The sequence below is a fragment of the Actinotignum sanguinis genome, from assembly GCF_003957255.1.
Lineage (GTDB): Bacteria > Actinomycetota > Actinomycetes > Actinomycetales > Actinomycetaceae > Actinotignum > Actinotignum sanguinis.
In genome coordinates, this window is sequence record NZ_QDIE01000011.1 from 18935 (window position 1) to 45817 (window position 26883).

At 59.0% G+C, this 26883-nt stretch carries 18 protein-coding genes; 5 read left to right on the plus strand and 13 right to left on the minus strand.

What is annotated here, in order from left to right:
* Positions 1–79 precede the first annotated feature (79 nt).
* From DDD64_RS04160 to fbaA, 6 genes are all read right to left on the minus strand, one after another.
* Complete coding sequence (locus DDD64_RS04160) at positions 80–1429, minus strand: ABC transporter substrate-binding protein (RefSeq protein ID WP_126135162.1); 1350 nt, start codon at positions 1427–1429, stop codon at positions 80–82.
* Positions 1430–1643: 214 nt separating this feature from the next.
* Positions 1644–3413 carry a glycoside hydrolase family 13 protein gene (locus tag DDD64_RS04165; RefSeq protein WP_126135163.1) on the minus strand — a complete coding sequence of 590 codons (1770 nt, stop codon included), beginning with the start codon at positions 3411–3413 and terminating at the stop codon, positions 1644–1646.
* Between the two features lie 94 nt (positions 3414–3507).
* The gene (locus DDD64_RS04170; RefSeq protein ID WP_126135164.1) at positions 3508–4656 is read right to left on the minus strand and encodes a hypothetical protein; all 1149 of its coding nucleotides are present in this window, start codon (positions 4654–4656) and stop codon (positions 3508–3510) included.
* Positions 4657–4683: 27 nt separating this feature from the next.
* Positions 4684–5166: a tetratricopeptide repeat protein gene (locus DDD64_RS04175; protein ID WP_126135165.1), complete on the minus strand. Its 483-nt coding sequence runs from the start codon at positions 5164–5166 to the stop codon at positions 4684–4686.
* Between the two features lie 258 nt (positions 5167–5424).
* Positions 5425–9957, minus strand: a complete 4533-nt coding sequence (locus tag DDD64_RS04180; protein ID WP_126135166.1) for an SdrD B-like domain-containing protein — start codon at positions 9955–9957, stop codon at positions 5425–5427.
* A gap of 1155 nt (positions 9958–11112) precedes the next feature.
* Positions 11113–12135: a class II fructose-bisphosphate aldolase gene (gene fbaA, locus DDD64_RS04185; RefSeq protein WP_126135167.1), complete on the minus strand. Its 1023-nt coding sequence runs from the start codon at positions 12133–12135 to the stop codon at positions 11113–11115.
* 319 nt (positions 12136–12454) lie between these two features.
* Here fbaA and DDD64_RS04190 point away from each other — a divergent pair, with 319 nt between their 5' ends.
* From DDD64_RS04190 to DDD64_RS04200, 3 genes are all read left to right on the plus strand, one after another.
* Positions 12455–13294, plus strand: a complete 840-nt coding sequence (locus tag DDD64_RS04190) for a Sir2 family NAD-dependent protein deacetylase (RefSeq protein ID WP_126135168.1) — start codon at positions 12455–12457, stop codon at positions 13292–13294.
* A gap of 4 nt (positions 13295–13298) precedes the next feature.
* Complete coding sequence (locus tag DDD64_RS04195) at positions 13299–15044, plus strand: hypothetical protein (RefSeq protein ID WP_126135169.1); 1746 nt, start codon at positions 13299–13301, stop codon at positions 15042–15044.
* Positions 15045–15210: 166 nt separating this feature from the next.
* On the plus strand, positions 15211–15777 hold the full coding sequence (locus DDD64_RS04200) for a hypothetical protein (protein ID WP_241227365.1): 567 nt from the start codon (positions 15211–15213) through the stop codon (positions 15775–15777).
* Between the two features lie 5 nt (positions 15778–15782).
* On the opposite strand, the gene DDD64_RS04205 is transcribed toward DDD64_RS04200, so the two are convergent.
* The gene (locus DDD64_RS04205) at positions 15783–16193 is read right to left on the minus strand and encodes a hypothetical protein (RefSeq protein ID WP_126135171.1); all 411 of its coding nucleotides are present in this window, start codon (positions 16191–16193) and stop codon (positions 15783–15785) included.
* 42 nt (positions 16194–16235) lie between these two features.
* On the opposite strand from DDD64_RS04205, the gene DDD64_RS04210 reads away from it, so the two are divergent.
* Positions 16236–16715 (plus strand): hypothetical protein, encoded by a 480-nt coding sequence (locus DDD64_RS04210; protein ID WP_126135172.1) that lies wholly within the window; start codon positions 16236–16238, stop codon positions 16713–16715.
* A 178-nt stretch (positions 16716–16893) separates the two neighbouring features.
* Here DDD64_RS04210 and DDD64_RS04215 read toward each other — a convergent pair whose 3' ends face one another.
* From DDD64_RS04215 to DDD64_RS04225, 3 genes are read right to left on the minus strand one after another with little or no spacing between them, the layout of a single operon-like run.
* Positions 16894–20064: a type I restriction endonuclease subunit R gene (locus DDD64_RS04215; protein ID WP_126135173.1), complete on the minus strand. Its 3171-nt coding sequence runs from the start codon at positions 20062–20064 to the stop codon at positions 16894–16896.
* Complete coding sequence (locus DDD64_RS04220) at positions 20057–21181, minus strand: restriction endonuclease subunit S domain-containing protein (RefSeq protein ID WP_126135174.1); 1125 nt, start codon at positions 21179–21181, stop codon at positions 20057–20059. The genes DDD64_RS04215 and DDD64_RS04220 overlap by 8 nt, the downstream gene beginning before the upstream one ends.
* Positions 21168–22754: an N-6 DNA methylase gene (locus DDD64_RS04225; RefSeq protein ID WP_206435378.1), complete on the minus strand. Its 1587-nt coding sequence runs from the start codon at positions 22752–22754 to the stop codon at positions 21168–21170. The genes DDD64_RS04220 and DDD64_RS04225 overlap by 14 nt, the downstream gene beginning before the upstream one ends.
* A gap of 307 nt (positions 22755–23061) precedes the next feature.
* Here DDD64_RS04225 and DDD64_RS04230 point away from each other — a divergent pair, with 307 nt between their 5' ends.
* On the plus strand, positions 23062–23835 hold the full coding sequence (locus DDD64_RS04230; RefSeq protein ID WP_126135176.1) for a hypothetical protein: 774 nt from the start codon (positions 23062–23064) through the stop codon (positions 23833–23835).
* Between the two features lie 314 nt (positions 23836–24149).
* Here DDD64_RS04230 and DDD64_RS04235 read toward each other — a convergent pair whose 3' ends face one another.
* Genes DDD64_RS04235 through DDD64_RS04245 form a run of 3 tightly spaced genes read right to left on the minus strand, consistent with a single transcriptional unit; the run spans position 24150 to position 26475 of the window.
* Entirely contained in the window at positions 24150–24455 is a 306-nt protein-coding gene (locus DDD64_RS04235; protein ID WP_126135177.1) for a type II toxin-antitoxin system RelE/ParE family toxin, read from the minus strand.
* Entirely contained in the window at positions 24452–24751 is a 300-nt protein-coding gene (locus tag DDD64_RS04240; RefSeq protein ID WP_126135178.1) for a type II toxin-antitoxin system RelB/DinJ family antitoxin, read from the minus strand. The genes DDD64_RS04235 and DDD64_RS04240 overlap by 4 nt, the downstream gene beginning before the upstream one ends.
* A gap of 11 nt (positions 24752–24762) precedes the next feature.
* Positions 24763–26475, minus strand: coding sequence for an ATP-binding cassette domain-containing protein (locus tag DDD64_RS04245; RefSeq protein WP_126135179.1), 1713 nt, complete (start codon positions 26473–26475; stop codon positions 24763–24765).
* Between the last annotated feature and the right edge of the window lie 408 nt (positions 26476–26883).

Here is a 26883-nt window from a genome sequence, read left to right on the forward strand (position 1 = left end):
GGTAGCAGTAGGCGCGGGCGCTGCGTGGCACGCTGCGTGGCGCGCGCAGCACAGCTAATAAGCGCCCGCGGTAGCCTAGCTACTTCACCCCGGCAGCTGCCTTCTCAGTATTCCACTGGGTGACGAAGTAGTCCTTCACCTGATCCCAGCTTTCCTTACCGACCGCATACTGGCTGAGGTGCTGCCCCAGCCCGTTCTTGAAGTCCATAGAAGGTGCCACCTGGAAGTCCCAGGCCACGTTGTAGTGTTCGGTATCCTTCATGTACTTGATGACTTCCTTACCGAGCGGGTCGGTGGGCGAGAGACTCGCGTATTCCTTGAAGGGGGCAATGAAGCCGAGGTCCTCCGCGCAGAGCTTGGCGCCGGTCGGATCGTTGAGCATCCAGTTAAGGAAGTCCATCGAGGCCTTCTTATCGGCATCCGAGGCCTTGTTATTGATGGTCAGGTAGGCTTCGGTCCCCACCGAGATGCCGGCCTTTTCTTCACCCTTAACGCCCATGTAAATAGGCAGGAAGTGAATATCTTCCGACTTGACGGTATTGCCATCCACGCCATCGATCTGGGACCAGGCCCAGTTACCGTTCTGCACGAAAGCCACCTGGCCCAGCGCGAATTCCGCCATGGAATCGGTAACCGCCTTCGCGGTGGTTTGCGAGGGTTCCACCGTGGAATCAGTGAGGTAGAGATCGAAGATCTTCTTCATATTATCCAGGTAGGTACCTTCGATGCTCCCGGTGTCCTGCACGCCCTTATCCCGCAGCTCGTAGAAGAGCGGCCAGTTCATGAGGTGGGTCTGCCAGCGCCAGTCCTCATTCGGGGACAGCGAAGTGACCGCGAAGGCGCCCTTAATACCGAGCTCATCCTTCTTGGCCTGCATATCATCCGCGACTTCCTTGAGCTTGTCGAAGTTCTTGATTTCATCCACGGACTTAGCCTTGGCGCCCGGCAGCGCAAAGTACTTCTGCAAAATAGCATCGTTGTAAATGATGCCGAAGCCTTCCACCGCGTGAGGGACGCCGTAAATCTTGCCGTCTTCACCCTTGAGGGCCATGTCCTTATCCGTCATGGCTTCAATGAAGGGAGCATCGGAAATATCGCTGGCGTACTGCTTCCATTTGGCCAGGCCGATGGGGCCATCCACGCGGAAAATGGTGGGGCCATCCGCGCGGCCGAGCTCATTGGCGAGGGTGGGCTCATACGAGCCACCGGTCGCGGATACGATCTTGATATCCACCCCGGTTTGCTCATGGTATTTCTTCGCCAATTCTTGGAAGGCCTGGTCAGATTCGGGCTTGTAGTTGAGGTAGTATACCTTGCCGGCCCCACCGTCACTACCGCCACTATCGGAATTGGATACACAGCCACCCAATCCCGCGATGGCCACCAACCCAGCTGCGGCGAGAGCCGCGATTTTCTTCACTGAATGCATCGTTACGTCTCCTATGATCGTCAATGCCAGCAAGAAAGCCGTAACCGCGACAGCACCGTAGCGCCCGGCTCCCTTACCTGTGTGGTGGTACTAGTTTACACCACAGTGTGACTTATCTCGCGTCCTACAGGACTAATTTATTATCACCTTCTTGCATGCTTCCGGCGTTGCGGCGTCATCGCCCGTTTCAGCGACGACGCCGCCAACCGCGCTATCAGCACCCCTCCTCGGTATCTGTGCTGAAAGGCACCAGGTAGACCGTGGCATCCGGCGGGAGCACACCTTCTTCCTCCAGGGGTGCGGAGCTGAGAAGCACAGCCCAGCCTTCGGGTAAGGGTAGGGGCTCGGCAAAAGCCGTCATGACCAAGAGGTCCCCGCGGGAGGTGGCGGCGGCGTCGCCCGCAAAATTGACGAGCGCGATGCCGCTGCCGGCATACTCGGGAGCGCGGCGCAATCCGCCCAAGCCCAGGTCGTAACGGGCTCGCAGGTGCAGTAGCTTCGTGTAATAGGCGAGCGCAGATTCCGGATCCGCTTCCTGGGTGTCGACCGCGAAACGGCCCCAGTCCGCAGGTTGGGGCAGCCAGCTTTCCCCATCGGGGGAGAATCCGAAGGCCGGGGCATCCGCGCGCCACGGGATGGGTACCCGGCAGCCGTCGCGCCCCAGTTCCTCACCTCCGGTGCGCGCGAAGGTGGGATCTTCGCGCGATTCGGGCGGCAACTGGGTGGCTTCGGGCAGTTCGAGTTCTTCGCCCTGGTAGAGGTAGTAGGAGCCGGGCAGTGCCGCGGTGAGGGTGTGCCAGGCCCGCGCCCGGCGCGCCCCCACTGCCGCATCGGGCTGCGGGTCATCCGGGCCGATGCCGCTCGGGCCGTTCCCGCACCAACCGGTGGTCACGCCCGCCAGGCCCAGGCGCGAGGTGGCACGCAAGGTATCGTGATTGGAAAGTACCCAGGTGGTAGGGGCGCCCACGGCGTCGGTGGCGCGCAGCGAGGATTCGATCAGCGCATTAATACGATCCGCGCGCCAGGGGGCGGAGAGGTACTCAAAGTTGAAAGCCTGCTGCATTTCATCGCTGCGCACGTAACGAGCCAGGTCTTCCTCGGTGTCCACCCAGGCTTCAGCCACCATCATGCGGTCGCGCCCGTATTCATCCAGAATTCCGCGCCATTCGCGGTAAATATCATGGACGGCGGGCTGGTTGGCCATGGGCGCGGGCGGCACGCTCACGTCCGGGTTGTAGCGCACCTCCTCCACTTTGTAGGGCCAGTCCGGGAGAGCTGGGTCTTTGGCCAGGCCGTGGGCCACATCCACCCGCAGGCCATCCACACCACGATCCATCCAGAAACGAATGGTGTGAGCGAATTCATCATGAATAGCCGGGCTTTCCCAGTTGACATCCGGCTGGGAGCGGTCAAACAAATGCAGGTACCAGGTTTCTTCCGTTTCCTGCGGAGTGCCTTTCACCCAGGGGATGTCCTTGACCTGGGACCAGGCCGGGCCACCGAAGGAGGAAAGCCAATCCGTGGGCGGCTCGCTCCCATCTTCCCCACGCCCGGGGCGGAACCAGAAATTATCGCGCTGCGGGGCACCCGCGCCGGCCAGCACCGCTTCCCGGAAAAGCTTGTGATCCCAGGAGGTATGATTCGGGACGATATCCACAATGACTTTCATGCTGTGCGCGTGGGCGGTCTCGATGAGCCGCTCGGCATCCGCGAGGGTGCCGAAGCGCGGGTCGACATCGCGACAATCGGCCACGTCGTAGCCGGCGTCGAATTGCGGGGAAACATAGAAAGGCGAAAGCCACACCGCATCCACCCCGAGCTTCTCCAAATAATCGAATTTTTCGGTGATGCCGGGCAGGGTGCCGAGCGGCCCGCCGCTCGACGCGTAGGAACGCGGATAAATCTGGTAAATAACGGCATCGCGCCACCACTGGTCGCGCTGCTGGGGCGGGTGGATAACAGTGCCGGGGTGTTGTGCTGTCACGATCAACCTCTTCGTTGCCGGGAACGGAGCCGGTGCCGGTTGGCACCGCACTTCCAAGCTTACGTGATAGGTACGACGACGCCGACAGCTACAGCTACCCGAGCGCTCCGCCGGCGGCGCTGAGTTTGCGGCGGAATTCTTCCAGGTCCCGCGCCGGGCCGGCCGGGAGTTCACCGCCGTCTGCCGCAGCGGCTTCAAGTGCGCTAATGGCAGCCTGCCAGGCGGTGCGCGCAGCGGTCATATCCCGAGCTTCGGCATGGAGATCGCCGAGCAAGCCGCGGCAGTGGGCAGCGGAAAGTTGCTCACCCAAGCCCGCGTAGATAGCGGCAGCTTTCTCCATAGCGGGCACGCCCTGCGCGGGCGCTCCGTTTTTCGCCTGGGCCACCGCAACGTGATGCCAGGACATAGCGGCGACTTCCCAGGCGGCCCGCTCCCCGCCAGCCACATCTGCGCCAGGCTGCTGCGCGCCGGTGACTTCCCCGCCGGTAACTTCCCCGCCGGCCAGCTCCGCAGCGCGCGCCGCCACCTGCGCGAAATGCTCCGCGGCGGCCGGATAGTCCCCGCTTCCGAGCACCGCGCGAGCCCGCCCGAAGGCACAATCAATCGCATTAAATTCCTGGCCGGGGAGCGCCGCGAAAGCCGCCTCCGCCACCCGGTAATCGCGCGCGGCCGCCGCGAATTGCCCGGCGTCCAAGCGCGCCGCGGCGAGGGTGGCCCGAATAGCCACCCGCCCCAGATCCACCTCCGGCAGCGCCCCCGCGGGCACCAGCGCAGCTTCCAAGGCCGCGATAGCCGCGGTGAGATCGCCGGCTTCCGCGTAGGAGATCCCGGCGTTATACAGCGCATTGGCCTGCTGAGCATCGTGCCCGCCCAGGGCTGCGTACACGCCGGCCGCCTCCCGCATGGCCTGAGCGGCTGCGGCGTCGTTAGCGCCGTCGTGCAAAAAATATCCGTATGTTTCCCAGGCGCGCGCGGCCCGCAAGGACGGCGGCGCAGCGCGATACGCCTCCACGGCACGGCGCGCGAGTTCCAGCGGGTTCTCCCCCAGCTGGCCGGTGGCCAGCGCCGCGAAATACAGGGCATCCGCGTCCGTGACCCGGGAGAAGAATTCCTCCGCAGCCCCGCCCGCGGCGCGACGCTCGGTTTCCCGCGCCTCCACGAAACGGGCGCGGGCTTCGCTTTCATTGTGGCGCTCAAGGGCGGCGAGCCCGGCGCGCAGCAGCTCGGTAACGGTGGCGTGCATAGACATCGTTGAGATCGATGAGCCGGCCTAGATGGACCGGAGTTTTTGGAGGACTTCGATCTGGAGCTCCTGGGTATTCGGCGCGGTGCGGTAGGCCGAATACGCCTGGTTGTAAGAGATGCGGGCGGCGTCGAAATCGCCGGCTTCCTCGTTGATCTCCCCGATATGCCAGAAGCAATTGCCCATGCTGACCGCGGCGTCACCGTTTTCCGGGAACTGTTGGAAAAGCGCGATCGCGCGGCCGAGCCGGTCCGCGGCCTCATCCATCTCCCCGATGGCCTTGAGGGAAATCCCGAGCTGGCCGTTGGCGACAGCACGCTCAAGATAGAGCTCCGGATCCCGCTCGAAAGTATCCGCGGCCTTCCGGTAGAGCTCCGCGGCTTGCTTGAGATTGCCGGCACTAAAAGCCTGCTGGGCATCGTTGAAATAGGCAAGGCCCGCACGCTTGCCCTCGTGCGGATCGCGGGCGGCAGGCTCCGGATGCGCGGGAGTGACTGGTGATTGCGTCATGTGCGGGCTTCTTTCTTACTTGTTCGGTTACGTGAGAGCGGCCGCCGGCACGAGGCCGTGGCCTGGACCACTGACCATTCTATTCCTTGTGAGCGGAAACACAAACTCGAGTGCCGCCGCGACGCGCGGGCAGGCACGCGAAAGGCGGGAGGCCGGGCGCTTATCGCGCTCAGCACTCCCGCCCCGTCGCTACCTTTCGTTATTGATCGCTACCCGTCGTTATCTGTCGCGACGTAGCAGCGGATCCACCGCGGTGGATTATTCTCCACGACGGCGCAGCGCCAGCACCCCGCCAGCCAGCAGGGCAAGGACCGCTCCCGCGGCTCCCAACACATCGGCACCGGTGCGCGGCAGGCGCGGACCGGGGCCAGCCGGTGCGGGCGACGCCGGAGTCACGCTCGGATTGCCGCTCGCGCTCAGCGTCGGGTTCGCACTCGGGGTCGACGACGCCGCCGGCCCGTCCGTGCTCGCGCTGGGCTGGGGCGCGGGCGCCGTGGTGCTCGCCGTGGGCACCGGGGCGCTCGGAACCGGAGACGTCGGCGCGGGCGTGGTAGGCGCGGGAACCGTCGGTTCCGAAGTTGTGGGCGCAGGCGCCGTCGGCTCGGGTGCCGGCACGGTTGTCGTCGCGGTCGGCTCCGGCGTTGTCGGCTCCGGTTGCGGTGCGGGTGCCGTGGTTGTGGGCACAGGATCCGGAGTCCGCGAAGGTTCCGGTGCTACCCGATCCCCCGTCGGCTGCGGCGCGGGAGTTGTGGGCGCCGGAGTTGTGGGTTCAGGCATCGTGGGCTCGGGTGCCGGCGGGACCGGCGGCTCCGGCGGAACCGGAGGCTGCGGCGGCACGGGCGGGACCGGCGCCACGTAGTGGAAGCCGAAATCGGCATCCAGCACATCCGCGGTGCTCAGGGTAATCTCCCCGGAGCTGGCCTTCTCCTTATCGCCCAACCCTTCCCGAACATGGGTAGTTTCCCAAGTTCCCTCGCGCTTCGGAAGGGTAGCGCGGTCAACCACAACCGAGTACGTGCCAGGTTCCAGGCCGCGCACAAGGTACTTACCGCTGGCGTCCGTCGTCGTCGTAATAAATGGTTCCGTATCACCGGGGCGGAACACCTTCACGGTGACGCCCGCCAGGCCCGATTCGCCCGGATCGTCCACGCCGTTGTTATTGGCGTCCTCCCAGATGCGATCACCCAGATCCACACCCACGGTCAGGCACGCATTCGCCTGCGCGCCCGCGAACTTCGCGCCCTTCGAATCGAGGCGATCCGCGGCCGGGGTGAGGGCCTCATTGCACACCTGCTGGGAACGCGCGGTCTCATCGACCACCGCGAACAGGTGCAGCACTTCTTCGCTGCCCGGGGCGATCCCGCGTTCGTGCGTGAAGCGCAGGTAGGCATCATCGGTGGCGTTCGGGTCCGCGCCCTCCACCGGGTCACCGGTGCTCGGGTCGATCACGTCGGTCACCGTGTCATTTACGCGCCACGTGCCGGTGGCGGCGTCATACACGCCGTTCGTGCTCCAGTAGCCCACGTACGTGACGCCCTTGGGGAGCATATCCGTGATTTCCACGCCGGTCGCGAAGCCGGGGCCGGCATTCTTGGCGCGCACCACATATTCCACCACGGAGCCGGTGGCCCAGCGGTCAGTTTCGTTCTTCTTCTCAAGATCAGCCAGCGCCACGCCCTCGGCCAGGCCGGCGTGCGCGGGATCAGCGGTGGCCTTCTCGCTCAGTACGCTGAGATCAGCCGATTTCGCGTGGATATTTTCCTTGGTGAGGTCCAGGTCGAAAGGCATGGTCAGCCCGACCTTCGCCGGCTCGGTCGGCATGACCGGTGCGCCGGTTTCAGCATTCTTGCCGGTCACCGCGTAGCTATTCCAGGCGATGCCGCGGGCGGCCGCCGGGGCCGTCACGTTAGCGCTAATCGTCCAGGTATCCGCACGGGTCAGCTTAGAATCCTCCGGGAATTCCACCCGGAAAGCACGCACCTGGGAGAAGTCCCCACCCAGCTCTTCGGCGGTCTTCCACGTACCGGTCTCACAATTCTGCGGGCCGGACTTCGGCGCACCACCCAGGGTGATGACCTCACCGCGGCACGGATTCACGGAGGTGGAGTAGAGCACCGAGGTGGGCTGCGGGGTGCCTTCCCCGAAGGTCAGCGGCCCGTTCAGGCGCGGGCGCCAGGTGGATTCGCGTTTATTCTCAGGGGTATTCGCCCCGCTCACGCCGTGGTCACCCGGGTAGGGCAGCACATCGTACACCACCACGCCAGAAACCCCGGTGTTACCGTTATTGACGAGGTCCAGCTTGAGTTCGGCCGCTGAAGAAGGCGAAACCGTCCCGTAATTCGGATTGGCTTGGAACTCGGTGTCGACGTCGCCCTTCACGTAATTCTTGCCCGCGAGCGCCGGCAAGCCCGCCACGTTGAACTTCGTGGAGGTGGTGCAGCCGCGCGCTTCGGGGCGGTTGAGTCCGTCGAGGTTATCGGTGAGTTTGCGGCTATCCGTGCGCGCCCACCAGTTGCGGATGCACTGGTTCGGGGCGGTGGCGGTGCCCAGGTTGGGGCGCTTGGCATCCGCGAGGATCATGTCATTGGTATTTTCCCCGGGCTCGGTGGCCGCGGTGATCTTCGCACCGAAGTAGAGCACCATCTCCGAGGAGTTGGAGCTGCTCTGGTCCCCGGTGCTGGGCGGGGCGAAGTAGTCGCCCGTGCCGTCTTCCGGCCAGGTGAAGCGCACCAGCTGGCGCTGCTTGCCGTCCACCGTTTTCATCTCGGTTTCCACCCGCATTTTGTCCAGCGGGAGGGAGGCCGGCCAGTTCGCGGAGGTGGTGACCTGCTGCTTGGGATCGTATTCCATGCCGGGGGCGAGCAGGTCCATAATCACCGGGTAGAACTTGGCGCCCTTACCGGTGTAGAAGCCCAGCCCGAAGGTGTAGGTCTGGCCGGTTTGGAAGAGCTCACCGGGTTTGGTGTCGAGGTTGCCGACCATCTGGCCACCCAGGTGCGAGGTTTTCGACACCCCGTAGGTGGGGTAGCCGTCCACGATAGCGACCTGCGCCACGGATTCCCGCGTGGTGATATTCGCGGGCAGCTCCGGGGTGGGGTTGCCGGCAAAGTCAAGGGATTGCGCGGTCACGACGGCGCGATTTTCCAGCGTGGGAACCTCGTAGCGCGGGGCGTAGCTGTAGGTGGCACCATCGGGTGCGGTGGTGCCGTTATGCACATCAGCCGGGAAATCATCCGCTACGGTACCGCGGATGGCCAGCGTGATATCGCTACGTTCACCGTTCATCACGTCCGCGTCCAAGGCGATGGAGGTGATTTCCTCTCCCGCGGGAACGGTGAGCGGGAAATCGCGGGTGGTGGTGGGGTCGACGGCGACGCTGAGCTCCTTCCCACTCGTGGTGGTGTAGGTGACCTTGGCGGGGACCTTCTTGAGGAGCGGGCGCACCAGGCCGGCCGTGACATTACGCAGGGCCGGGGTGGCGCAAGCACCGGGAGCCTCCGGGGAAATATAGCGGCAGGGTAGGTTATCGGCCACGTGCATACGCAGCGGCACGTTCCCGGTATTGGACCAAGAAATATTCCAAACGGCTTCCCCGCCGCGCTGGGTCACGGCCTTATTGGCCGTTTTGCGGAAATTACCTTCGGCACGCAGGTTTTGGAGCTGGCGGGTCACGGAATCAGCGGCGGTGACGGGCGCGAGCTTGGGATCGAGCGGAGTGCCGGTGGCGTTGACGGTGTTGGTGGCGCTGGCACCTTCCGCGAAAGTACCGGTGGGGAAAACAACCGTCACGCGGTAATCGGCAACGGCGTGCACAATAGGCGAACCGGGAACCACCCAGGTGACGGTGCGGGTGGCCGGATCGTAGGTGCCGCCATCGGTGGCGCGCACAAATTCCGCACCTTCGGGAAGGGTATCAACCAGGCGAATTTCCGTTAGGCCCATGAGGCCGGGAACGCCGGTGCCCGGGTCCTTGAATTTATTTTCGTTGGTATTGAAGGCGCCTTCGTAACCTGCGGTGATGGTGTAGGTGTACTGACCACCGATAGCCGGGCGGGATTCGGGAGCGAATTTACGCACCGCAATGCTGGGCTTGGCGTGCACCGGGGTGGCGAGTTCCACCGGATCGGCCACCTGGCCGTTGGTTTCCCCGGCCACCTTCGGGCGGATTGCTTCACCTTCGGGCCAGCGCAGATTCTCCGGGCGCACCTGCACCCGCATGGCGCCGGTGGTACCCACCGGCACGGTTCCCAGATTCCAGGTGTAGGTATCGCCCTCCCGCACCGGGAGCGCGGCCTGATCATGGGAAGAATTAGTGGCAGTTACGTGGGTGAGCGGGAGCTTATCGGCATCCGAAACGGAATCGACCAAGCCCGGAATGGTCACGCTGAGAGTGGTGTTCTCGCATTGACCTTGCACGCCGGCGCAGGACCATTGCACGTCATAGCTGGCCAGGGCGCCGGATTGGACTCCGGCGGCTTTCTGATCTGCTGGTTCGGCCACCGCGACTTCCAGGCGTGCCGACGAGGCCGCGTCCGCGGCCCGATCGGCGGTTTCGCCGGCCGCGTTGGTGTCGGTTCCGTTGGCAGCCGTGCTGCTGGTAGCCTCGCCGTTCGCGGTCGTTCCATTGGCAGCATCCGTTGCGACTCGCACGTTCGCGGCCATGGCCGGTGCGGTCAGCGGAATCGCTCCACCCACCGCGACGACGGCGGCAATAAGAGCCGCCACCGCGCCCGTGATCAAGCGGTGCACCGCGACTCGCGAGCGCGTCGCTCCCGTTCGTAATTTTTGCATTCTTCGATCCCTTATTAGTTACCCGTTTTTACCGGATTCCACGCCCGGCAGCGCGGTGAGACGCCCCAAACACGTGGCTCAGCTGCGGAAACACCTTGATTTCTCGAGGCACTCCCGGCGCCCCGTGATTGTAAACCATTTGGAAGGTGTTCATGCACGACTTAAATAACTATGTGGTAAATCTTATCTTTCGTGGCAACTGTCTCAAAATATGGCCACCGGTGTGGAGGGCGTGCATAGTGCAAGTCCAGAACAGAAAAACCACCACGACCGTGCCCCAACTTGCACAACGTTTTTCGGGGTAGCGCGGAACCCGGCGATGGGAATCCCGGGAACCTCACAAACCTCACTAGTAACACGAGCCCCTGCGGGGGTGGTATGTGTTGTCAGAGCTGTACTGCATTTGTTGTACATGCGAAGTACACCTCAGAAAAACACTCCTGCCCCCTGAGCCCTGAGCCCTGAGCCCTGAGCCCAGTCTGCGGATCAACCAAAGCACACATCCTGAACCGTTGGGGTCGCGCGTTTGGCCGGTGTAATAGTACTGGAGAGCGTCGGGTCTAACAGAGTGGTACTGCACGACAGAAATTCGGGGATTGGCTGTAGCTCCAGTACCACTTTGCGATCCGGCATGCTGATGTGCGGCCCTCATCGCCGCCAGCCTCGCAAAAAGCAACGTCCTGCCGCGGCGGTCAACAGAAAGCAACCCCCTGAGCCATTGACTCACAGAAAGCAACACCAGCGCACGATTTGGCAAAGTTAATGTAGTTGCTGTTGCATTTTGAGGGCTCGGCAGCTTGAACGCGTTGAACGCACGGGAGCTGCACCGGACCGACGCCCACTCGACGCAAGGAATGCGTATTCGCTCAACACCCGTTCCGCGCACACCCCGCACACCCCGTGCACCCCACGCGCCCCGGAAAATTCCCCGCGCAGCAGGGCAGCAGGGCAGCACGAAGGGCCGGCAGCCCATAATGAGCTACCGGCCCTTGTTACCGCTGTTACGGTTCATGCGCGGCGCCGCGAACGGCTCCACGCCCGCGAATGGCTCGCGCACCCGCGAAAGCTAAGCGCGGCGCGCCCGCTTCACAGGCAACGCCCTACTTCACGCAGCTGCGCGCCCGCTTCACGGGCACCGCTGCACGGGCACCACCCTTACTTCATGCGAGTACCGGTGGAGCCGAGGCGCTCGCACGCTTCGACAACGCGGGCGGCCATGCCAGCTTCGGCGGCCTTGCCCCACGAACGCGGATCGTACTGCTTCTTGTTGCCGACTTCGCCGTCGATCTTGAGAACGCCGGAGTAGTTGGTGAGCATCCAGTCGGCCACCGGGCGGGTGTAGGCGTACTGGGTGTCCGTATCCACGTTCATCTTGATGACGCCGTTTTCCACCGCGGTGCGGATTTCTTCGGCGGTGGAGCCGGAGCCACCGTGCATGACCAGGTCGAAGGGCGATTCCTTGCCAACCTTGGCGCCGACTTCCTTCTGGATCTCACCGAGGATTTCGGGGCGCAGCTTGACGTGGCCGGGCTTGTACACGCCGTGCACGTTGCCGAAGGTCAGCGCGGTGATGTAGCGACCGTTTTCGCCCAGGCCCAGCGCTTCAACCGTCTTGAGGCCGTCCTCAGCGGTGGTGTACAGCTTCTCGTTAATTTCACCGACGACGCCGTCTTCTTCGCCACCCACAACACCGATCTCAATTTCGAGAATAGTGTTGGCCTTCTGGGAGAGCGCCAGCAGTTCCTTAGCGATTTCCAGGTTCTCATCCAGCGGCACGGCCGAGCCGTCCCACATGTGGGAGTTGAAGTAGGTCTGCTTGCCGGCCTTGTGCTGCTCAGCTTCGAGCTCCATAAGCGGGCGAATCCAGGAATCGATGTTCTGCTTGGCGCAGTGATCCGTATGCAGGGCGATGGTCACATCGTAGTTCTTGGCGACGGCGCGCACGTACTCCACCAGGGCGATGGAACCGGCCACGCGATCCTTGATGGTGGAGCCGGAGAGGTATTCGGCGCCGCCCACGGACACCTGGATGATGCCGTCCGATTCGGCTTCCGCGAAACCGCGCAGGGCAGCGGTGGCCGTCTGGGACGAGGTGACATTGATGGCCGGGTAGGCGAACTTATTCGCCTTGGCGCGGTTGAGCATTTCGTCGTACTGTTCGCGGGTTGCAACAGCCACTGAGATCTCCTTATATTCGGCGTTCCTCGAACCATCTGTCCGAGAGGTTTTCTGTGTGAGCACGCGAACCACCGCGGTGTGGCGAAGGCTCCGTGCGAGTGCCGCGAGCGGCACTCTTTGAGGGTTCCTCAAACAGGTTTTATTATCCCACGTTTGGCCCCGCCGTGGCCGGACCTTTGCCCTGAGGGGAAAGATTCACCCCACCGCGCATTCGAGTTACGATGAGCGAGGAAGGTGCACACCGGCCGCCGCGCCGGTACCGCTCGCACGATCAAGACCGCAAGCCGCGCCGCCCGCACGCCAGCATGAGGGAGTCACCATGATCACCAGCGACACCACCGAGGCCGCTCGCGCCCTAGCCGAGCTCATGGAGGGGCGCACCACCGTGGTTATTGCGGGAGCGGGCGTCTCCACCGCTTCGGGCATTCCCGATTACCGCGGCACCGGCTCCTCCGATGTCCCCTCCATTGATTACGATGCTTTCGTTTCAGACCCGGTGTGGCAGCGCTGGGTGTGGCAACGTAATCAGGAGACGTGGCGCGCGCTGGACGGCGTCGTCGCCAATAATGCCCACACGGCACTGGCGCGTTTCGAAAAAGCGGGGCTCATTAACGGCGTCGCTACTCAAAATGTGGATAATCTCCACCAGAAAGCCGGTTCTACCAGGCTCGCGGAACTGCACGGAAATTTTTTGCGGGTCGTGTGCGTGGAGTGCGGGGCGGAGTTCCCGCGCGCGCAGATTGCGGCGCAGCTGGACCGGCTCAACCCGGGATGGCCGGAGGATCCCGATCCGGCGCACGTAGCGATTTTGGCGTCCGCGGATCGCGCCGGTGCGGAGGCTTCCGCGTTCCGGGTGGCGCCATGCCCGCGCTGCGGCGGCCTTCTCAAACCCGCGGTGGTGTTTTTCGGTGAGGCGTTGCCGCGCGCGGCGATGGAGCAGTCCTTCGCGTGGGCGCGGGAGGCGGATCTTGCGCTGGTGGTCGGCACCTCGCTCGCGGTTCTCACCGGTTCGTGGGTGCTCGGCGAGGCGCTCCAGCACGGCGCTGCCTGCGCGATTGTCAATATTGGCCCCACTACCGCGGATCGTTACGCCGATCTGCGCGTGGAGGGGGACGTGGGGACGGTGCTCGCGGGCGCCGCGGATCTTTTAGGAGCGTGAGTCCATGCGTGGTTCAGCTTTTAGTGACGACGACGGCGCACGCGGCTGGTTCAAACGCCGCCGCCAGCGTAAACGCGCCCAGGACCTAGCCGAGTGGCAGACCCGCACGCACCGCTCGGCGTTTTCGGAAAGCCAGCCGCACGCCAGTGCGGGGTCGGCTTTCGGGGAACCGAAAAACGAGCGACACCCGGTGGCGGCGCGGGCGCACGCCGGTTCGCGCGCGAAGCCGCATCCGCGTGATAGGCGGGCGCGCGTCCAACAGGAAGCCGGCCGGGGTTACGCGAGTTCGGCGCAGCTGTTCCCAACCGTTCCGCCGCTCCCCTATCCCGCGAGCGCGAATGCGCAGCAGCCCGCCGGTGCAACGCGGGTCAATACGGCACCACCGCCTGAAGCTCCTAAGAAAAAGAAGGATCACGCTCTTTTCTGGTGGATTTTTATTGTTTTTGTGTGTTTCCCGGCCGGGTTCTTCCTCGCGGATATGGACGATGAGGTTAGCGATCCGCCGCCGGCCGAGGTGGAGAGCGCGCAGGGCGCGGAGTCCGGCAGCCGGCCTGATAGCAGCGCTGCGGCCGTGGCTCCGGAATCTGGCGCGCAGCCGCTGGCCGCTTACGCACCCGTTCCGCAGAATTTAGCTGACGCGCAGGCGGTGCGCACGGAAGGTGTTATTCCCACAACCGCTGGTTCGACTTTCGTTATTCCGGCGGGGCACGTCTTCGGGACCTACGATGCGGAGGCGGATTCCACCGGTTTTTATGACACGGAAACCGGGCAGCTGCGCTACACCCTGCCCGGAGCGGTTATGTGTTCCCCTGCGGGGGATACCGCGAATATGTGGTGCGCGCCGAATACGTGGACGAGCCCGTACGCCAGCTCGTATATTTCAGAGGTGCCCGCCACCCTGCGCGCGGCTGCTGATGGCAGCGTGATCTGGGAAAGCGGTGCTGAGGCGCAGGGCTTCGCGCCGGGGGTGCTGCTTTCCGATGCTGATGTCGGGGAGCAGCGTTTTTCATGGCTGTCTCCCACGGATGGCGCGGTGCTCACGGAGGTAACCCTTCCGGCGAGTTACGGAGAATTCCGTGTCACCCCGAACGGGGAAGTTCTCTATCTTGCGCGCAATGACAAGAATATTGAGTGGACGGTTTTCGACGCCGCGGGCCGTACGCGCGGTTCCGGGGTCGCAACGGATACCCGGATCAGTTTCACCCCTGTTATCACAGCGACGGACGGCTGGTTCTTCCCGGAAGCTGATGTGGCATTCACCCTGGATGGGAAGATGAACTCCTGGTCTGCCTTGCCCTCGAACGTGCGGGTGCGGGCAGCTCATTGCGCGGCTCCGCAGGCGAGCACCGCGCAGCTACGTGAGGTTTTGGAAACGTTGCTGGGCCAGAGCGCGGCGATGACCTCTGGGAACTATCACGTGGGGATGTCGGCCTGTACCCCGGGTGGCCTGGGGTATCTATCCGCAATGTCCGGGACTACCACGGCGCTTGTGGCTGGCGGGCAGGCGCGTGAGCTGCCGGTGGCGAGCACCAGTTTAAATTTCCTTCCGCTGGGCAACGGCATCGTGGTGTCCGGCTACCGGGCGGACTCGCGTGATGTTACTTTCGCTTTCGACTGGAACCGGGGTGAGGAGCCAGTCTGGTCGGTTCGAGCTACCCTCACCGATGCCGTGCCCGGCTATGGATTCATCGGTATCGACTTCGCCACCCCTGATTCGGAGCCGGTCTATTACGCGTTGCGGGTGAAGTAGTATCCAGAGGTCTTGCGCTTTTGCGCTCTTGCGCTCATGAACTTTGGCCGCAGCATTGAGCCTTTGCGGCGGTATTGCTAGAGTTTAGCTACCAGAACCGGCCGCCCACTTTCTTTGCGGAGTGGGTCAGGGCCGGTCTTCACATATCGAGGTTCAGCGAGGGCGCGTGACCGAAACAATGTGGCCAGTCCCAAGCCATCTCAACGTCGAAACCTTCGTGCTCCGCGAAACCGCCATCGCAGATCCGCGCGAATTAGCCGACCAACCCGATTCCTACTTAGCCTCCATCACGCGCGAACCACGCGCAGCCGCCAAATGTTGGCGCCGCCAGCACGAAGCTAGCAAGTTCGCCGGGGAAGGTTGGATTTCCCTGGTGCTCAACGGCCAACAGCTCATGCCGCGCGAAGCGTGGACGCATATCGCGCTGTTCTGGCAGAGCATGCTGGATGCGGTGGAGAACTATCTCGATACCGGCGCGGGGCGCGGCGATTTCAGCGAGGAAACCGCGGGTTTTTCCCTCTCCCGCAGCGGGCAGCTGCTCATCTTCGAGCTGCGCGGCCAACGCTACCCGGCCGAGCCGTTCTCTTTCCTGCACGGCCTCCTGCGCGGCGCCGATCAGTTTTATCAGTGGGCCCACGAATATTTGGGGACTGTTCCCGCCGCTAGCCTGGAACGCCTCGCGCAGCTGCAGGCGCGTATTACCGAGCTCGCCACCGCCCGCAAAGCGCGCTAAGCGTGCTAAGCCTCCGGGGCGGATTGCGCGGCCGGATGCCGTTTGTCGATATACGCGGTACACCCCATGGACGTCACCAGCATCCACACCACCAGCAGGAACGACGGCCACCGAATCGACTCATACGCGTACTGAAACACCAGGAAGGACAGCCCGGCAATGATTCCGTAGCCGGCGTCGAGGAGGTAACCGAAGCGCCGCGGCGTTCGCCCTACCGCGCGCGTCATCCAATAACTGGCGATGCTAAAAAGAATGAGTGCCGCGATAAAGCTCCACAGCGGGAAAGAATGCCGCCCGGCGAGGACAACCACGAGGAGCGCCAGCCCGAGGCCCACCACGAGGATGATCGCCCAGCTCGCGATTTTGCCGACCAGAATTCTTTTCTCCCCTTGCCGATTCGGCGCTGCATCTGCCATAGTCCATTCCCGTCGTCGCTGAATGTAGGTAATAATTATCCTATGCACGAGCACGCCACACAAGAATCCGAACAGCTCCGGGGCGCTGCGGCCGCGCAGCCCGCCGCGGAATCCGACGGGCGCAGGGCCCGCTACCGCAAGGGAGCCACGATCCTCATCATGATCGCCTCCGGACTGGCCGCGGCCATCCTCCTGTTCTGGGCCACCGGCAATCCGAGCGTGGAGATGTGGATGTTTTGGACCTCCACCCTCGTTTACTTGGCCGCGAGCGTGCTGCTCACGAAGGCTGCGGCCGTCCTGCGCCGCACCCGGGGAGCTCGGAGCCTGTGGGGCTATGCCCTGGATGCCATCTACGGCGCGTTCTTCGGTATCTCTTTCGTGATCGCGACGGAACTGCCCCGCATCAAGCTCTTCGGCGGCTTCAACTGGTACTCCGCCCTGGCCTGGCTCTGGCTCCTCGCCTTCACGGTCTTCTTCAGCACCTACTTAGCTCAGCGGCATCCGGGCCACAGCACAACGTAGGAAACCCCGAGGAAGTAAATTGTCCATGTCCGCGCTTGATAAGTCAGAGAAGACTGAAGCCCTACGTCCGTTTGTTAACAACCACTTACAACCGCCCCTAGCGCAATCATTTCCACTTCAACGGATTCACCTATCACCCCCAGTCTTTATTCACTTTCCTATAACCGTCATCTGAAGGCTATTCTTGATACTTCTTGAAGTTCTCCGCTTGCTCCATGATTTGATCAAAAACTTCTTTTTTCCATTGGGGTGGGTACCCATTCTTGTAGAGCAAAATGGTGATGTCCCGATTCAGCATACTTTTTACATCGCTCCTACCAGCCCAATCGGCGTATTGAGATTTATCATCAACAAGTTTTTTAATCGCTTTTGCTAGTGGAATACACTTGTCGTCGGCATATTCAAATTCGTGATCATCGCGAACTTTGATCAAGATGTCATAGAACGCTTTTTCCTCGTAACTAATGCCCATCGCCTCAAACGAGTTTTGGTCTTCCTGCAAGTCGTGCAAGATTGTGATGATCTGATCAGAAAGATCATTGATGAAGTCTTCGACTACCTCAGAAACAAATACATCATCACGCGAGTTGTATCGCTCAACAACAAGTGTGAGTCTTTCCTCGAACTGGGCCGCCTTGACCTTATTGGTTTTGCGATAATCCCGAATTGATTGCTTTAGAAGCATCAACAAAGCGTTGAACTTTGTAATTGGCATTTTCATTCGTTTCAGCTTCTCGATCATCTCGTCGCCGAAGAGGTCGACGGACTTATCATCATCGATGATTGATTCGACGCCAGTTGTAGAGATGGCATCGGCCACCATTTTCTCTACCGTTTTGTTCATGATCTCTGCGTCTGGTGCGTCGCCTTTGGTTTGCTTGTAAATAATTGAGCGAATTGCCATGTAAAACTGCGCTTTAGCAATTTCTGAGTCGCTCAACTCCCCAGTAGGCAAAACAATTTGATAAGCACCCTTCATCCGTTTAGTGATGAACATGAACCTTTGCTGGTTTTCAGCACTTTGCTGAATAAACTCCGCCCCTTGATTCAGGCACAACAGGCGCTCTAGCGGAGAACCCCTGAAATATTTGGATGTATCAAAATCGTTGAACAGTTCATCAAGTAACGCGAGTTGGTTCCGAAATACACCAACAGATACTTCGATCTCATCAACAGGACTTTCTTGTGTGTCGCCGTATTGCTTGAGAGCTTGCATCATTTGTTTCTTGATGCCTATGTAGTCAACGACAAGACCTTTATCTTTTCCTTCGAACACTCGGTTCACACGCGAGATCGTTTGCACCAAAGTGTGCCGTTGCAGAGGCTTGTCTATGTACATAACAGCCAAAGATGGAACATCAAAGCCGGTAATCCACATATCCACCACTACCGCAATTCGGAAGTTGGATGCATTGTTTTTAAATTGGGCATCCAGCATTTTGCGGTATTCTTTGTTGCCTGCAGCCTCATATAGGTCTTTTGGATCGTTCGCTCCTTGTGTTACGACTAGGTTTACTAGGGGCAACGCGACGAGTTCGTCGAGCTGGTCTTTACTAAGCGAAGACTCGTCAGCAGCTTTTCTAGGCGCACCCCATTCTGGGCGTTGCCTAATGATCTCTTGGGTCAGACGGAAAGCTATCGACCTGTCGGTACAAACAACCATGGCCTTCTGTACGACGTTTGGTTTTTCAGCAACCAACGACTCATAGTGCTTAACCAAATCTTGTGCCAGCATCCTTAACCGATCGGGATCTCCGATGATCACCCTCATCGCGCTCATAGCGCGCTGGCTCTCCTCGATGGCTTCCTCAGTTGCGCCAAGATCAGCGGCATGATCGTAGTATGCCTGGATTTCTTTGGTTTTCTCATCTGAGAGTACGACCCGCGCCAGGCGAGGCTCATAGGCAATTCGTACAGTGATCCCGTCTTCAGATGATTGCCGCATCGTGTAGGCATCAACTATGTCACCAAAAACTGCAACGGTCTCATCAATTGGAGTACCGGTAAAACCACAGTAGGTCGCGTTAGGGAACGAATCACGCAGGTATTTAGCGAAACCATAAGTGGTAAAAACACCCTCATCGGTACTACGTAGTTTCGCGCCCACACCAGTTTGAGTACGGTGCGCCTCATCAGAAATACATATAATGTTCGACCGGTCTGAAAGAAGACCGATAGATTCAGAAAACTTCTGAATCGTCGTAACATAAACTCCACCGCTCGGCTTGTTCCGAAGCGTGCGAGCAAGATCCTCACGGGATTCAATCGACCTCACACTATCGTCATGCAAGAACTGTTTAGCTGCCGCAAAAATTTTCGAAGTCTGAGAATCTAGATCTTCACGATCTACAATCACCACAATCGTTGGATTCTTAAAAGCCTCCGCATCTCGTAGCATCAAAAGCCTGGCTAAATACAACATCGTATAAGTCTTGCCAGACCCAGTCGCTCCGAAATATACGCCTCCTTTACCATCTCCATGCGGGCGCATGTGATCCCGAATACTGGCCAGCATGTTGTTCGCAGCAAAAAACTGCGGGTAACGACAAACAATGGCGGTCTCGGTAGAGGAATTATCCGGATAAAACACGAAATCCCGTAGAATTTGCAATAAACGGTCCTGAGTAAATACACCGTCGATAAGGGTCACCAATGACGAAATCCCATTCGCAACAGTGTCCAACTCGTTAGCTTTATTCCAAGAATAAAAATACTCGTAAGGAGTGAAAATACTTCCTAAACGGTTATTGGCGCCATCGCTAATAACCGCTAAAAATGCATACTTCAACAGTTTCGGTACATCTCGCGTATAGCGAATAGAAATTTGCTCCCACGCATCATATATCGTCGTGTGTTCTTCAATAGCAGTTTTAAATTCAAAAACCGTTACCGGAATACCATTGACAAAGACAAGCAAATCGGGGCGACGGTTGCGCTGATCCACTACCGTGTATTGGTTTACAACTTTGAACGTGTTGCGTTCGGGATGCTCAAAATCAATGAAATCCACATGGACCGCAATCTGCGAATTATCATCTCTCGCAAAATCAAAGCCTTCTACAACCAAACGATGAGCAGAACGATTCGCCTCATACAAGCTCGGCGCGTTCAGCAAATCCAGCCTGTTAATAATCTTTTGTAGCTCGGTTTCACTAAACTGCTGGTCTCGATAGCGAGCCAGCAAAAACGCTTCAAGATCATCGCGCAGCAACACCTCGTCGAATCGGCGATGTAACTGCTCACCATCTACGTGCTGGTAACCATGCTCACAAAATAACTCGATAATCGCACTCTCTAGCTCGGACTCAGTAAACCTGCCAGCCTCGAAAGTAAACTGATCATCAGTCATGGCGCGCCCCCTCTTCCAGAGAACCTTTAATTAGAACTGGGCAGATAGCTTTAATCTGCGCCTTCAAACGATCATTGATAGCGCGTCGATCAATTAGCGCTCTAGATATTTCTATAAGAGATCTTTGCAATTCTAAATCTGGAACAGGAACACAGATCTCATTGAACCGGGACTTTTCCATTCCGCTGCGTATACTCGTGTCGCATATGAACCATGCATAGCGATCTGTTTCTCCGCGTGACATCCAAGCAAGCAGGAAATCGGGAAGAAGCTCTTGGCTGGTAACTTCGAAAGTGAAATAAGCTGGTGAAACTACCAGCGGTTCTTCCTCTGTGTTCATAGCTATTGGTACGGCAACGTCACGTCCAACGTGCATCAAATTGCAGGCAAATTGATCCTTACTAATAAGTTTATATTTACTCAAATCAGCACCAACGGATACGGATGGCATGAATATTTTTTCTTTTTTAACCCCCTGAACACCACTGTGCTTAGAGTTTATGTTTCTAATGTCAACCTCAGAGATCAGTTCTCCAAGAGGCTTCCGTTTAACGTCATTCTTGAAAGTGTCCAGCAGCGCCTCCTCTGCTAGCTGGAGATCTTCGAGTCCTTGTTCGTAGGCTTTCTGGTTTGCAACCATTGCGTTGTAGATAGCGACGTATTTACGCTGCACCTCCAGTGCAGGAAGATCCAAATCAATCTCACGCATCTCGTTCCACGAGAATGTTTCGCGAGCGCTGCCCCACGAGTTAAACCGTGCATAGCGGTCAAATTCGGGCCTGTTGAAATACATGAACAAATAGTCTGGGTCAAGAACGTCTGTAAGAGCTACGTGAAAAACTACGTATGACGAAGAGACTATGTAAGTATCTCGCCCTGAATTGTGTGCAAGAGTTATTTTTTGACCATTACGAGATGTAACTGTCACATAGGCAAAATCGCTGGGCAAAACTTTAAAGTAAGGGCCTAACGAGACGCCTTTCATGTTGGCTTTTGTGGGTATGAATACTTTTTGAATAGATATTCCTCTTACGTCATCTACACCCAATTCCAAATCATTATTACGCGTTTCACGAACCTCAATCAGTTCGCCAAGTTTGTATCTAGTTAATCCCATAGCCAATTCCTTTAAACGCCGCTTCAAGCATTGCTTGGGATTTCTTTTCTTGGGTAAGCAGGGCGCGCATTTCTACTTGTATGCGCCTCATTTCTGTTTCGTAGTCGATGTCTAGGTCGTGGTCGATAAATTCGACGTATTTGCTGGGCGCCAGAGAGTAGTTATTGGCACGAAGTCCGTTCTCACCTTCTAGGGTGGCGGTTTTGCATAGTTCAGGCACATCCTCGTACCCACCGTTCTCGTTCTGCCAGGAACTGTAGATCTCTTTTATCTCACGAATCTGTTCGTCGGTGAACGCTACTTTCTTCTTTTTCTTGCCTTTGTCAATCTGGATTTCGTCAATGTTGTCATCCCAAGTGCGCAGATCCATGAACAGAACTTCGTTAGTACGATCACGTAACTGGCGACCATGCCAAGTTCCACCGCGTTTGTTCTTGTTTATAATCCATAAGGTAACGGAGATGTCAGTGGTGTAGAACATATCGCGTGGGAGCACGATAATAGCTTCGATGAGGTCTCGCTCTATGAGTTCTTTGCGAATCTCTAGCTCGACGCCATCTGCGTTTAGTGCACCGTTGGCCAGCAGGAATCCGGCGATACCATGTGAAGCATCGAGTTTGTTCGCCATATGTAAAATCCACGCGTAGTTGGCGTTTGCCACGGGAGGTACGACGAATCCCGCCCAGCGAGGATCCTTTGTCAATTCATCTTCGCCACGCCAGTTTTTCAGATTGAATGGCGGGTTTGCCATGATGAAGTCGACTTTACGGTCTTTGTGTAGATCCTCGGTGAAGGTTGATGCGTTCTTCGAGCCTAGGTTATGAGAAATTCCTCGGATGGCAAGATTCATTTTGCACAGCCGCCACGTATCTGGATTTGATTCCTGCCCGAGAATAGAAACTTCGCGTCTATTGCCGTTATGTGAATCAATGAATTTCATCGATTGCACAAACATCCCGCCACTGCCGCAGCAGGGATCATAGACTGTGCCTGAATAGGGTTCGATCATTTCCGCGATCAGTTTCACGATGCTGGCAGGAGTATAGAACTCGCCGTCTTCTTTAGTGCCGGCAGCAGCGTATGCGCGCAAGAAATATTCGTAAACCCTGCCGATAAGGTCTTCTACTTGAAAATACGTGTTATCGAGTTTTCCTACTTCATCGATCAATGCTTTTAGGTTGGTGGTACTTGCCCCGAGTGTGGCGTACAAGTTTTGAGGTAATGCACCTTTGAGCGCGGGGTTCTTTTCTTCAACGTCGGCCATTGCCTGATCGAGCAACACCGCAATATCGTTATCTCCGGCGTGGCGCACCAAATGATCCCAGCGTGAGGTTTCATCTAGATAAAAAACGTTTTCGGCGTTATAGAAACTCGGGTCTTCCAAAAACTGTGGTATATCAGGGTATTCTGCCTCGATAGCTGCACGCTGTTTGCTGAACTTATCACCCGCGAACTTCAAGAACGCCAGCCCGATAACGGCATCGCGGTTTTTCTCGGTGGAGCCTACCGAACGTAAGGCAACACGACAGTTCCACAATACTTGTTCGAGGGTAGAGGTCGAATCCTTCTTCATTACGCCCGCCATAGATCCATCCTATTATCTTGTTGTGCTAGCCGATATTCCGGTTACCCTGACGGTTCTGCCAGGATCGCGATCCACTCCTTGAATGTGGCCTCCGTTTCACTCCTAAGCATTACCCCTCATTTATTTTCTCTGATTCCCGGAAGGAATACCAACTGGGAGTGCAAGAAAAAACACAGCCCCTGGCAGTGAATGACCTGCTTGAGGAACATGTTCAGGACAGTGTCCATGCCGAGGCCGAAGCTACCGAAGCGTCTGTCTGGAATCTAGACGGCCCATCGCAGCGGTAGGGTGAAGCATGGTGTGGAAGAATGCGGCCCGCAGCGTGGCGGGGATATGTGCGGTGTGCTTGCTCGGAGCGTGCACGAATAGCAGCCAGGGCCCCGCGGCGGGATCGCGGAGCGAGACCGGCGCGGCGTCGTCGGCCTTGAAGGAAGATACGGGCAGCGCGGCGAACTCTGCAAGCCCGAGCTCCTCGGCAGCAGAACAGAATGCCGGCAGCGAAGCCTCCAGCGAGGCGATTGCCCGCGAGGCGCTGGAGTTCGTCGACAAACTCACCACCGCGGACATGGGAATTATCCACTGGGACAACGAAAAAGGGAACCCGAAAGCCAGCTATTATGCGGACGAACGGCGCATTACGGTGACCTACTCGGGTGAGGAAGCGAGTGACTATACCGTGCACACCCGGGTGCCTGCCGATGCTGACGGCGGCCCGGTTCTGAAAAGCGATATGCGTTTCCTGATTGAGCACGCCACTTTTGGGCCGGCGGGCGAAAGGGGTGAATCCAACGGGAGCGTGCGCGAGGGAACCGCGGTGCCGGCAACCGAAAGTCGCCTCCTCGAGGGGTGCTCGGAGGGCGAGGGATGGATCATCACGCGGGGTTGGGTGACATACAACCGGAACACCGATGTGATTGAGTCCTTCGACTTCAGCATGAAGAAGCCGGGCGCCACTATTGCGGTACGCCAGTCGGATGGGTCAACGCGGGAGGAAACTCCGTCCTGCACCGTGGTGTGGGACTTTACCGCGGCCAACGGGCGGGTGATCGATAAGCCGATGCCGAATTAGAGAGCGGCGCAGCGACGGGAATGCGGTGGAACCTATGCAAGATTCAAAGAGAACAAAGAGAAGACGCCACTCCGGGTAAGATATGAGCACACCGCCGGCTAGCGTGACGGTGAAATATGCCGCGATCTTTCACTCAGCGTTATTTCTTGTCACGCTTAGGGCAACATGACCGGTTCCGCTGCCCGCTTCGGCGGGAGTCCAGAGCCGGTCCTTGGTCTAATAGACAAAATAGTTGCTAATGATGGCGTGCCGTTAGCCCCCGCTCCCGCCCTAAGAGATTAATAAGCCCTCTCCGCTACGCCCACTTGAAAAACCTAAATTGCTCTGCCTTGAAAAATATCTTTGTGCGATCCAATACGAATGAAACGAATAGTGGGTTCCGAGCGGTGGTGCCGATAGAGAACGATGACGTCAAACTTTCCTTCTTGGAGGTGAAGCCCGAAATAACCCGTGTATGTTCCTCGCGCTTTAGTAAGCGCATGCAGGTTATATCCCGGTGGAATCTCACCCGCTTCTCTAACGGCCGCAACCAGCTCACGTACTTCCTCCAGAATGTGTGGCTGCTGCCGCACTACACGTGTGAGATCATTCTGAAACTGACTATCAAAGATGACCCTCATACCAAGCTATCCAAAAACTTAATGGCTTCTTCAGTATCGTCGAATACCGCACCATCTTCGGGGATATTCCCTTTCATGATCTCCTCTGCATGCGCAATTGCGCGTCGAGTCGTTTCGTTAGGGATATATGACAACGCAGGACGGATCGGAAGTGCTTGCTCACGCACAGCCTGCTTGAGAAACATGTTCAGTGCGGTAGACATATCAATACCTAGCTCATCAAAGAGCCTTTCTGCCTCTTGCTTGGTACGCGCATCCGTGCGGAAATTGATCCTTGTAGATGTTGAAGCCGCCATGAACACCTTCCTCAAGTGAGTCCAACAGACTTACATTGTACGTACATACTACTACTGCTTTCTGAGGTTGTGAGGCGCAGCCGCGGGCCGGGCCAGTGGGTGATGAGCCAGCGGTCGTGCGTGGCGAGGATGATCGTGCCCGGCCAGCGGGCCAGGGATTCTTCGAGGGCGTGCATGGCGGCCAGGTCAAGGTAGTTGGTGGGCTCGTCGATGACAAGGACGGCAGGCTGGGCCGCGAGCGCGTGGGCAAGCTGGGCGCGGCGCTGATTACCTGCCGAAAGCTGAGGTATCGGGGTTGCCCACATGGATGGGTGCAGGATGCCCGTACCGAGCTCACCAACACCTGAATTCCAGACCTCGGGAGTGAAGCCGGGATCACCGCAGCGCGGGAGGCGTTGCGGTACGAAAGCTACGGGGCCGGCGCAGGAGATGGTGCTAGAAAACTGCGCGGCAGTAGGTTGGGCCACGGCTGGCGGCGGGGTCCCGGTAGCAATCCAGGTGAGGAGCGTGGATTTGCCGCTACCATTAGCGCCGGTCACGAGCAGATGCTCGCCGTGGGAAAGGTCGAACGTCACCGGGGCGAGGCGGCCGGGCACCGCCGCCGCGCGTGCAGACACTGCGAGGCCGGCGGTTGGGTGGGCCGAGGGTGATTGCGGCCGGGCCGCGCCGGCATACTCCGGAAAAGTAAAGGTGTAACTACGGGGTTTGCGAACTTCCCGTGCGGTAAGGGCTTCGAGTTTGCGGTCGTCGTGGCGGGTGCGGCGGGTAGCCGTGCTTTGGGCGCGGTCCGCGAAGAACTTTTTCGCCTTGCCCTCCGCGCTTGCCAGGCGCACCCCACCGCGGGCAATACCACCGGACGCCTGGCGATGCGCACGCAACTGCGCCTTTTCTTCTTGTTGGGCCAGGTAGAGCGCCCGGTAGCGCTGCTCAGCATCACGCTTGGCTTCAAGATAATCCGTGTAGGTACCGCGGCACTCCCACACCCCGCACACCTCACCACCGCCTTCGGCGCGGGCCAACTGTGCCCACACACTCACATCCATATCCACGATGAGGGTCGCGACATCCTCAATAAAAGCACGGTCATGGCTGGACATGAGCACCGGGCCCGGCCAGGAACGCAGCGCACGGCTGAGGTACGCGCTCGCCTCCGCATCCAGATGGTTGGTGGGCTCATCCAAAATAAGAACCTGCGGGCGGGCCACCAACGTGACAGCCAGGTTCAGCCGCGCGCGTTGGCCCGGTGAGAGCGTGGCCAACTTCCGCGAGCGCCCGCTCCCGGTCAACATAGCCAGTCCCAAACCCGCAAGAGCGTCGTCAACCCTATCCTCAAGTGACCACAGATCCAGGCGCGTGATCTCGGTGAGGAGCCGGTCGTATTCGGCCGCGACCGGGCGCCCCTCCCCCAGCTGCGCGCTGAGCGTTTCGAAGCGGGCGAGTAGTTCCCGCGCGGGTGCGAAGGCGCTTTCAAGAAAGTGTGCGACGGTCGCGGCGGCGTCGTTCGGCACGGGGTTCCACGGGATGGCGCTGGCGTTTGTGCGGGTGACTGTGCCGCGCTCGGGGCTGAGGTGACCTGCGGCGATACGCAGCAGGGTAGTTTTGCCGCAGCCGTTTGGGCCGATGAGGACGGCGCGGTCGGTGGCTGTCAGGCGCAGAGTAATGCGGTCGAGGAGCGGACGCGCAGTATAAGAAAATGAAATATCGTCAAGAATGAGGGCAGGCATAGTGATCTCCTTGGACGCGACGGGTGGTGCGGGCGTCTCAGCTGGGCTGAGTGGAGATCACAGTGTCATCGGAACGACAGCCTCCTTTGAGTGTGGATTGTAGCCCCGGTTACATAAGTAAATGTAGCGACGGCGCGGTCGGTGGGTCAATGGTGCGCGAATGGTGTGCGAATGGCACGTGAATGTGCGCGAACGACTCGCCACGCACTAACTAACGAAATGCGCACAGACTGACAGTGCGGACGCCAGACTTATAATTAGACTTATAGTTTCGCAGTCTTAATTGATAGTCTGAGGCAGACTTTGATAGTCTCGGCGATTATTTTGACAGTCTGAGCAAGAATCTCCCGCACAGACTTCGATTTAGACATTGAAAATCCGTATGACTCATAATAATCTATGAGTGTG

Coding starts and splice junctions, on each gene's coding strand:
- DDD64_RS04160 (WP_126135162.1), bottom strand. CDS start 1,429: ATGCATTCAGTGAAGAAAATCGCGGCTCTCGCCGCAGCTGGGTTGGTG.
- DDD64_RS04170 (WP_126135164.1), bottom strand. CDS start 4,656: ATGCACGCCACCGTTACCGAGCTGCTGCGCGCCGGGCTCGCCGCCCTT.
- DDD64_RS04175 (WP_126135165.1), bottom strand. CDS start 5,166: ATGACGCAATCACCAGTCACTCCCGCGCATCCGGAGCCTGCCGCCCGC.
- DDD64_RS04180 (WP_126135166.1), bottom strand. CDS start 9,957: ATGCAAAAATTACGAACGGGAGCGACGCGCTCGCGAGTCGCGGTGCAC.
- DDD64_RS04190 (WP_126135168.1), top strand. CDS start 12,455: ATGATCACCAGCGACACCACCGAGGCCGCTCGCGCCCTAGCCGAGCTC.
- DDD64_RS04195 (WP_126135169.1), top strand. CDS start 13,299: ATGCGTGGTTCAGCTTTTAGTGACGACGACGGCGCACGCGGCTGGTTC.
- DDD64_RS04205 (WP_126135171.1), bottom strand. CDS start 16,193: ATGGCAGATGCAGCGCCGAATCGGCAAGGGGAGAAAAGAATTCTGGTC.
- DDD64_RS04210 (WP_126135172.1), top strand. CDS start 16,236: ATGCACGAGCACGCCACACAAGAATCCGAACAGCTCCGGGGCGCTGCG.
- DDD64_RS04215 (WP_126135173.1), bottom strand. CDS start 20,064: ATGACTGATGATCAGTTTACTTTCGAGGCTGGCAGGTTTACTGAGTCC.
- DDD64_RS04220 (WP_126135174.1), bottom strand. CDS start 21,181: ATGGGATTAACTAGATACAAACTTGGCGAACTGATTGAGGTTCGTGAA.
- DDD64_RS04225 (WP_206435378.1), bottom strand. CDS start 22,754: ATGAAGAAGGATTCGACCTCTACCCTCGAACAAGTATTGTGGAACTGT.
- DDD64_RS04230 (WP_126135176.1), top strand. CDS start 23,062: ATGGTGTGGAAGAATGCGGCCCGCAGCGTGGCGGGGATATGTGCGGTG.
- DDD64_RS04235 (WP_126135177.1), bottom strand. CDS start 24,455: ATGAGGGTCATCTTTGATAGTCAGTTTCAGAATGATCTCACACGTGTA.
- DDD64_RS04240 (WP_126135178.1), bottom strand. CDS start 24,751: ATGGCGGCTTCAACATCTACAAGGATCAATTTCCGCACGGATGCGCGT.
- DDD64_RS04245 (WP_126135179.1), bottom strand. CDS start 26,475: ATGCCTGCCCTCATTCTTGACGATATTTCATTTTCTTATACTGCGCGT.